The organism is Zoogloea oryzae (genome assembly GCF_030161255.1).
GTDB classification, from domain to species: Bacteria; Pseudomonadota; Gammaproteobacteria; order Burkholderiales; family Rhodocyclaceae; genus Zoogloea; species Zoogloea oryzae.
Map to the genome: position 1 here is coordinate 1 of NZ_BSPX01000116.1, position 8,010 is coordinate 8,010.

Sequence of the window (8,010 nt, forward strand, 5' to 3'; positions counted from 1 at the left end):
GCCGCCGCCGCGCCCCGGGCCCGGGTCAGCAGCGGGCCTAGGCGGCCGGGCAGGTCGAGGTGCGGCAGTACGCGGTGGGTGCGCAGGTTGACCCGCTGGAAACGCCCGCCGAAGCGCACCGCCGGCGCCGGCCACAGATCCTGGGGCGGCACCTCGCCGAAGACCCGCTCGTAGCTCGCCAACGTCAGCCGGTAGAGCTGGCTGTACCGCGCCGCCTCCTCCGGCCCGCCATCGCTGGGCTGGTGATGCAGGGGCTTGCCGAGCACGCGGGGGCAGAAGTCGTCCCAGTAATCGCGGCTGTACAGCAGGTGGGCGTGCCACACCTGATCCACCTCGTCCGACGGGGTGACCGTGTGCCCGGCCACCATCGCCAGATACGCGAAGCGCCGGTATTCGTCGATGGCCCGCCGGGTGAAGTCGGCCGTCCAGCCGTTTTCGAGCTGGAGTCGGTGCGAGAGGGGATGGGCCGCGCCAGGACGATCCGGCGACCACTGCTGAAGCCGCAGCCACAGATCGCGGGCGGCAGGGGAGTCATAAGTCATGTTGTTATTGTTGTTATCGCTCATGGCCGCCACGCTAGCGGCGGATTGTTGCGGGGATGTGACGGGCGTCGGCTATTTCAGAAGGGTACGCAGGGTGGCCACGATCTCGGCTTCGGGCTTGCCGAGGGCGTGGAGGAGGCCGATGTAGTTGCCGCCTACGATATGGCTGTTGGGGTGGTCGGGGCCGAGGTTGCGAATGAAGATCGCCAAGGCGCGGCGCATCAAGGGTTCGGCTTCAAGGAGGCGGTCGGTGGCTTGGAGCAGTTGGGCCAGGTTGTTGAGGTCGATGGCGACGTCCGGATGGTCGGGGCCGAAGCTGGCTTCGTCGATGGCCAGAGCGCGGCGCATCAGGGGTTCGGCTTCAGCGAGGCGCTTGGTGGCTTGGAGCAGTTGGGCCAGGTTGTTGAGGTCGATGGCGACGTCCGGATGGTCGGGGCCGAAGCTGGCTTCGTCGATGGCCAGGGCGCGGCGCATAAGGGGTTCGGCCTCAGCGAGGCGGCTGGTGGCTTTGAGCAGTTGGGCCAGGTTGTTGAGGCGGATCGCGACGGTGGGGTAGTCGGGGCCGAAGCTGGCTTCGTCGATGGCCAGGGCGCGACGGATCAGGGGTTCGGCTTCTGCGAGGCGATTGGTGGCCTGGAGCAGTGAGGCCAGGTTGCTGAGGCGGGTGGCGACGGTGGGGTGGTCGGGGCCGAAGCTGGCTTCGTCGATGGCCAGGGCGCGGCGCATCAGGGGTTCGGCTTCAGCGAGGCGGTTGGTGGCTTGGAGCAGTTGGGCCAGGTTGTTGAGGTCGATGGCAACGTCGGGGTGGTCGGGGCCGAAGCTGGCTTCGTCAATGGCCAGGGCGCGGCGCATCAGGGGTTCGGCTTCAGCGAGGCGGTTGGTGGCTTGGAGCAGTGTGGCCAAGTTGTTGAGGCAGGTGGCGACTTCAGGGTGGTCGGGGCCGAAATGGATTTCGTTGATGGTAAGGGTGCGACGTTTCAGGGATTCGGCTTCGGCGTATTGAGCCTTGGCATTGAGGAGTACGCCGACCTCATTGAACAGTCGGGCGCAGGGGCCGGTTAGACCGTTCGTCGCGCCGTGGTCTGCCACGGCCACGGCGTGGTCGGCGAGGGGATCAAGGATTGGCCAGTTGCGCACGTCCTGTGGTTCGCCGACGAAGGCGTCATCCACCCACTGCAGTGCCTCTGCCAGCCGGGCGTGGTCGGGGTCGGTGGCTTGATCCTGCTGGGTGACTGCCTGTACCAGTCTGTGGACCGTGAAGCTTCCGCCGTTGTCCGAAAACCGGGCGAGGGATAGGGCTTCCAGTTCCACCAGGGCTTCGCGCAGGTCGGCGTTCTCGCCGGGGATGGGCACGTCCAGCAGGGTGGTGGGGATGGGCGCGGGGGCGAGCCAGGCGAGGCGTTGCAGCAGGCGGCGGGCGGAGGGCGTGAGCTGCTCGAAGCTGGTCTGCCAGGTGATGGCGACACTGGCGTGGTACTGCATCAGGCGCGGGTCGAACCATTCGAGCACCTTGCTGCGCTGGCGCTGCCAGCGTTCGAGGTACTCGCCGAAGCTGAGGCGCAGTTTGGCGATGTAGGCGCCGGCCTGCTCCAGGGCCAGGGCGAGGTAGCCCAGTTCGTGGGCCAGCCGGGCGGCGTCGGCCTCGTCGTCGGGCTGGGTTGCGCGGCGGTTGGCGGTGCGCAGCAGCAGGAAGTCAGCAGCGGAGTCGGGGGCGAGCACTGCGACTTCCCGCGCGTGGATCGCCGTGCTCCAGTTGGGCAGGCGGCTGGTGATCAGGATGTGGCCGCCGGTGAGCCGGGCGCGCAGGGCTTCCACCGCGGCAGCGGCGGATTCGTCGTCGGCGTTGTCGAGGATGAGCAGCCAGCCGGGGTGGTGGTTGAGCCAGGCGATGGCCGCGGCGTGCCGGCGGGGTTCTTCGGTGAGGTGGTGTTCGGGCAGGTCGAGGGCGCCGGGGGCGCACAGGGCGGCGAGGTTGGCGTGCAGGGTGGCCGGGCTGCTGGCGCCCAGCAGCAGGCGGGCATGGTGGCCGCCGCCCCGGCGCCAGGCGTATTCCAGCGCCAGCCGGGTCTTGCCGATGCCGCCCAGGCCCCAAAGGGCCATGCAGGCGGTGGGGTGTTCGGCGCTGGTCGGGGCCGGGCCGAGGTGGGCGGCGAGGGCATCGAGATCGGCGTCGCGGCCCATGAAAAGTGCGCCCAGGCTGGCGTAGGGCAGGCAATCCACCCGCCGCCCGAGGCCGGCTGCGACGAGCATGTCGAGCAACCCGGAACGCCACACTTCGGTGGCCAGGTGGTCGACGGAGCGGAAGCGGATGCCGGGGAAGCGCTCGACGCTGGCCAGCCGGGCGAGGTGGGCCTGCTGGGCGGCGATCTGCTCGGGTGTTGGGGCGCAGCCGGGGTCGCGGGGGGCGTCGGGTTCGGGCGCGGCGATGATGAGGCGCTTGCCGTGGTGGAGGGCCAGCCAGGCTTCCCATTGGGTGTAGGGCATCGGCGGGCTGTTGGTTTCCAGAAAATCAGCTACTGGCAGCTTGGTGGCGAAATCGGGGTGGTTGGTGCGGATTGCCGCGACGGAGGGCGCCTGGGCCATCGCGCCGGTCATGTCGCCCACCAGATGGATCACCACGTCGCACTGGCGGATGTACTGGTCGAGCATGTCCAGGGTTTCGGTGCCGGTGGCGATGAAGTCTTCCTGAACCTTGACCGTGACGTTGGGGCGGTCGAGGGAATGGCGCAGCGCGTCCCGGTAGCTGCGGAACTCCGCGCTGACGGTGGATAGGAAGACCTTCACCTCGCTCCTCGCCTCGCTCATGGGCGCCCTCTTCGCGCTATTCATCCGGGGTGAGGATACACCGGCGGCGGGGTCTGCCGGCCGGTGGCTTGCGCGGGGGCTGCGCGCCAAAAGAAAAACCCGAGGGCGGGGGTGCCACTCGGGTTAAATCCACACCAAAGGAGGAGGGTGGAGGAGACGATTCAAATATAGACGAGGAAATGCTGCGCTGCAACAATATTCGTGTGTCCCCGTGTAACCGTTTTCACAGGGCGGCCGGTTGCGTGGGTGGGTAGTCCTACGGGGATGTCGGCCCCGGCCGACAGGTGCTTGCGCCGGTGGCTGATCGAGATGCGTCTCGGGACGCGGGAAGATGACTCCGTGTTCACTACCTAATAAGGAGACAGCCATGAACCAGAGAATGATCGAAACCCAGCAACTGCCCCATCCGGTTGACGGCAAGGTCACGACGCCGATGGCGCCAAGTGCCGACGACAAATCCACGGCAACCAAGATCGGCCTGGTCGGCGGAGCTGCCTCGGGCGTTGCCACCGGTGTGGCGGTTGGTGCGGCAACGGCGGGCCCGGTGGGTGCAGCGGTTGGCGGGGTGATCGGCGCCGTGGCCGGCGCTGCCGGCGGCAAGGTGCTGGTCGATACGATCGGGCCTGCGGCCGATGACGACGTGTATTGGGCCGACGCCCACGTTCGGGAACCTTACTATCGCCCGGGCACGCCCTATGAATATTACCGCCCTGCTTTCGAGCATGGCTGGCTGGGTGTGGAGCGCTACCCCGGAACGTATGTGGAGGCCGAATCGCGCCTTGCCGAAGACTGGCTGCGCTCGCCGGGCCGCAACATGGCGTGGGACGACGCGCGTCCGGCCGTGCAGGCTGCCTGGGAGCGGGCTGCGTCGCGCCGCACCGCGCGCGCCGTCGAAGGGACGCCCGTCGACCCCGACGAGCTGATCGATACGCTCAACACCCTGCTGGTGATGAGCCGCGACGGGGAAGAAGGTTTCCGTCATGCGGCGGCGCACGCGAAGATGCCGGTGATTTCGGCGGTGATGCAGCGTCGCGCTGCCGATTGCGCGTCGGCCGTCATCGAACTCGACAACGAGATCGAACGGCTCGGTGGCCGGCCGGCAGAGCATGGTTCGGTGCAGGGCGCGCTCATGCGTGGCTGGACGAGCCTGAAGACGGTTTTCAGCTCCGAGGACGACAAGATCGTGCTGGACGCGTGCGTCGCGGCGGAGGACGAGGCGCTGCAGACCTTCCGGGATGCGCTCGGCAAGCCGATGCCGGCTTCGGTGCGCGCCCTGGTGGAGCGCCAGCTGGAAGGCGTGCGCCGCAACCTGGCGGAGATGGTGCGCCTGCGCGACGGGCTCGGTTGAGTCGACTGCGGGCGGGGGCGATAAGGCCATCAATGACCCTGCCGGATGCTGCCCCTTGAGGCTTGCGGGCCCGTCACCGTTTTCGGTGCCGGGCCCGTGTGCTTGCCAGCCAGGTGGCCGGATCTGGCGGAAGGCATCGCGGCGCTCGGCGTGAGCTTGCCCACTGGTGGTTGGCACGACAGGCGGCGCACCAAAAGAAAAACCCGAGGGCGGGGGCGCCACTCGGGTTAAATCCACACCAAAGGAGGAGGGTGGAGGAGACAGCTGCAGAATAGCGCTGCAGATGCTGCGCCGCAACATCCGAGTTGTATCGGGTTGTTATTCCGTCACGGAAGCGCTCGCAGCCGGTTTTCGGCCGGCTGCGTTTTCTTGTGTGGGAGGCGTCAGTCGCCGCGAGAGAGCGCCGGGCGGCGGCCGACCTCGACCTTGATGTCGAGCTTCTCCTTGCCACGACGCAGTTCGAAACCGGCCTGGCGGCCCGGGGGGAGGGCGGCGATGGCTTCGAGCATGGCCTGAGGGTCATTCACCTTGCGGCCATCGACGGAGAGCAGCACGTCGCCAGGGCGCACGCCGGAACGGTCGGCCGGGCTGCTGCGCATCACGCCGGAGATCAGCGTGCCTTCTGACGAGGGCAGGCCGAAGGAGTCGGCAAGTTCGGGGGTGATCGCCTGGACCTCCACGCCGATCCAGCCGCGGGTGACGGCGCCGGTCTGGATGATCTGCTCCATCACGTTGCGGGCGAGCGACACGGGGATGGCAAAGCCGATGCCCAGCGAGCCACCGGTGCGCGAGTAGATCGCCGAGTTGATGCCGATCAGGTTGCCGGCGGCATCCACCAGCGCGCCGCCGGAGTTGCCGGGGTTGATGGCGGCGTCGGTCTGGATGAAGTCTTCAAAGGTGTTGATGCCCAGGTGGGTGCGCCCCAGGGCCGAGACGATGCCCATCGTCACCGTCTGGCCGACGCCGAAAGGGTTGCCGATGGCGAGCACCACGTCGCCCACGTGGAGCTGTTCCGGGTGGCCGAAGGTGATCGCGTTGAGTTTGCTGTCGGCCTTGACCTGCAGCACCGCGAGATCGGATTCCGGGTCGCGGCCGACGATGCGGGCGGGCAGCTTGCGGCCGTCGTTGAGGGCCACTTCGATTTCGTCGGCGGCCTCGACCACGTGGTTGTTGGTGAGCACATAGCCTTCGGGCGAGACGATGACGCCGGAGCCGAGGCCGGAGGCGCGCTGCTGGGGGCGGTTGTCGAGGCGGTCGCCGAAGAAGTGGCGGAACAGGGGGTCGTCGGCAAAGGGGTGGCGCTGGCTCTTCACGTCCTTGCTGGTGAAGATGTGCACCACCGCCGGCAGGGCCCGCTGGGCGGCTTCGGCGTAGGAGGTGGTGGTGCGCCCGGAGGGCGCTGCGGCAGGCGCGATGGCTTCCTGGATGGTGATGGCGGGCAGGGCAGGGCGGTCGCTGACCCACTCCGGCTTGAGGGTGCTGACGACGAAAAGCAGCGCCACCGAGATGGTGACGGCTTGGGTGAAGATCATCCAAAGGCGATGCATCGTAGAATCGGCCACCGGCGCCAGCGGGCGCTGTCAAATTGCGGAATGCTTGAAAAAGGAATGACGGCCATGGAACGAGCCGAACTGCGGCGCTATCTCGACACCCTGCTGGATGTCGCACGCTTCAAGGATTATTGCCCAAACGGCCTGCAGGTGGAAGGTCGGGCGCAGGTTGCGCGGATCGTCTGCGGGGTGACTGCGAGCCAGGCCCTGCTTGACGCGGCGGTGGCGCGGGGTGCCGATGCGGTGCTGGTCCATCACGGGTATTTCTGGCGCGGCGAGGACGGCTGCATCACCGGGCTGCGCCGGCGTCGGCTGGGTACGCTGATTGCCAACGACATCAACCTGTTCGCCTATCACCTGCCGCTCGATGCTCACCCGGAACTGGGCAACAACGCCCAGCTCGCCCGGCTGATGGGCTGGCTGCCGGAAGGGCGCTTCGGCGAACAGGACATCGGCTGGACGGGGCGGCTGGCGGAGGGCGAAACCCTCGACGCCCTGGCCCGCGGCGCGGCGGCCCGGCTGGGGCGCGAGCCGCTGATGCTGGGCGACCCAGGCCGGCGGATCGAGCGGATCGCCTGGTGCACGGGCGGCGCGCAGGGCTACTTCGAACAGGCGATCGCCCAGGGGGTGGATTGCTTCGTGTCGGGCGAGGCCTCGGAGCCGACCACCCATCTGGCGAGGGAATCCGGCGTGGCCTATCTGGGCATCGGCCACCACGCCAGCGAGCGCTACGGCGTGAAGGCCCTGGGGGCGCATCTGGCCGCGGCGTTCGGGATCGAGGCGGAGTTCGTTGAGGTGGACAACCCGGTCTGACGGCCGGGGTGGGTTACACGTCGAAGGCGGAGAGGGTGGGCGGTGGGGCGGTCTCCATCGCCTCGAGGGTCGGCTCGACCGGCGGCTTGTAGGGGCCGAGCTCGTCGTCGAGGATGGCGAGCAGCAGCAGGAGCTCCTCGACCACCCTGAGGGGGAAGCCCTGGCGGGTGCCGTTGCGGTTGTCGCGCAGGATCTGGTGGATGTAGACCTGGGCCTCTTGCGTGCCCCACAGGTCCTGCAGGCGCTGGCAGATGTGGGCCATCTGCTCGACGGTGTCCGGGGTCGAGCGGATGTCCTTGAAGTCGTTCCAGCTCACCATCTTGACGTTGAAGGTCTTGTTGAGCTGGCGGGTGAGGACTTCGAATTCGGCCCGCATGCCGGCCACGTAATAAACCTCGAGGAGCTTCAGCCACGGCTTGACGGCCTGGCGCGGGTTGTTGCGGATGTAGTCGGCGAGGGTTTCGGCAGCGCCCTGGGTGCGGCCGAAGGACATCATGATCTCGGCGAGTTCCAGCGCCGAATCCTGCTCGTCCACTGTCTGGTCGAAGGGGATCGGATGCGCCGGGGCGAAGGTGGGCTCGGCCCATTCGCCGCCGTGATCGACCACCGGAGGGGGCTCGGAGTGGTCGGCGTGGTGGAACTGCGGCTCGTCCCGCTCGGGGGGCAGCGGGGCGTTCTTCTTCTCGATCTGCTGGCTGCGGGTGGAGGGCGGCGCACTGATGCGGAAATCGGGCTGGGTGGTGGGCTCGCCGGTATCTTCCTCGTAGGCCTCGGCGTTGCGGCGACGGCGCAGCCAGACCAGCGCTCCGCCGCCGACCAGCACCGCGATCAGGCCGCCCACAGGCGCGCCCCACACGTGAAGCTGTTCGGCGATGTCAGGCGGGAGGCCGCCGGTGGCCGGCTGGGCCGGCGCAGGAGCCGGGGCTGCAGGCGCGGGCGTCGGAGCCGCCAC

General features: G+C 68.3%; 5 protein-coding genes and 1 pseudogene. 2 read left to right on the forward strand and 4 right to left on the reverse strand.

Features of this window, described 5'->3' with window-relative positions; translation table 11 throughout:
* Together QQK25_RS21520 and QQK25_RS21525 are read right to left on the reverse strand one after the other, a co-directional pair.
* The coding region (locus tag QQK25_RS21520; RefSeq protein WP_438696562.1) for a glycine-rich domain-containing protein at positions 1–542 on the reverse strand (542 nt) is incomplete at its 3' end.
* Between the two features lie 72 nt (positions 543–614).
* On the reverse strand, positions 615–3,347 hold the full coding sequence (locus tag QQK25_RS21525) for a tetratricopeptide repeat protein (protein ID WP_284189810.1): 2,733 nt from the start codon (positions 3,345–3,347) through the stop codon (positions 615–617).
* A 367-nt stretch (positions 3,348–3,714) separates the two neighbouring features.
* Between QQK25_RS21525 and QQK25_RS21530 the strand changes: the two genes are divergently transcribed.
* Complete coding sequence (locus QQK25_RS21530; protein WP_284189811.1) at positions 3,715–4,695, forward strand: ferritin-like domain-containing protein; 981 nt, start codon at positions 3,715–3,717, stop codon at positions 4,693–4,695.
* 383 nt (positions 4,696–5,078) lie between these two features.
* Here QQK25_RS21530 and QQK25_RS21535 read toward each other — a convergent pair whose 3' ends face one another.
* A complete protein-coding gene (locus QQK25_RS21535) occupies positions 5,079–6,242 on the reverse strand; it encodes a Do family serine endopeptidase (protein WP_284189812.1) in 1,164 nt (387 codons plus the stop codon).
* 69 nt (positions 6,243–6,311) lie between these two features.
* On the opposite strand from QQK25_RS21535, the gene QQK25_RS21540 reads away from it, so the two are divergent.
* On the forward strand, positions 6,312–7,058 hold the full coding sequence (locus QQK25_RS21540) for a Nif3-like dinuclear metal center hexameric protein (protein ID WP_284189813.1): 747 nt from the start codon (positions 6,312–6,314) through the stop codon (positions 7,056–7,058).
* A 13-nt stretch (positions 7,059–7,071) separates the two neighbouring features.
* Here QQK25_RS21540 and QQK25_RS21545 read toward each other — a convergent pair.
* Positions 7,072–8,010 (reverse strand): annotated as a pseudogene (locus tag QQK25_RS21545) (FimV family protein); the annotation flags it as partial.

What these genes read in the sequence shown, in the direction of transcription:
- QQK25_RS21525 (WP_284189810.1), bottom strand. Translation starts at nt 3,347, where the DNA reads ATGAGCGAGGCGAGGAGCGAGGTGAAGGTCTTCCTATCCACCGTCAGC.
- QQK25_RS21530 (WP_284189811.1), top strand. Translation starts at nt 3,715, where the DNA reads ATGAACCAGAGAATGATCGAAACCCAGCAACTGCCCCATCCGGTTGAC.
- QQK25_RS21535 (WP_284189812.1), bottom strand. Translation starts at nt 6,242, where the DNA reads ATGCATCGCCTTTGGATGATCTTCACCCAAGCCGTCACCATCTCGGTG.
- QQK25_RS21540 (WP_284189813.1), top strand. Translation starts at nt 6,312, where the DNA reads ATGGAACGAGCCGAACTGCGGCGCTATCTCGACACCCTGCTGGATGTC.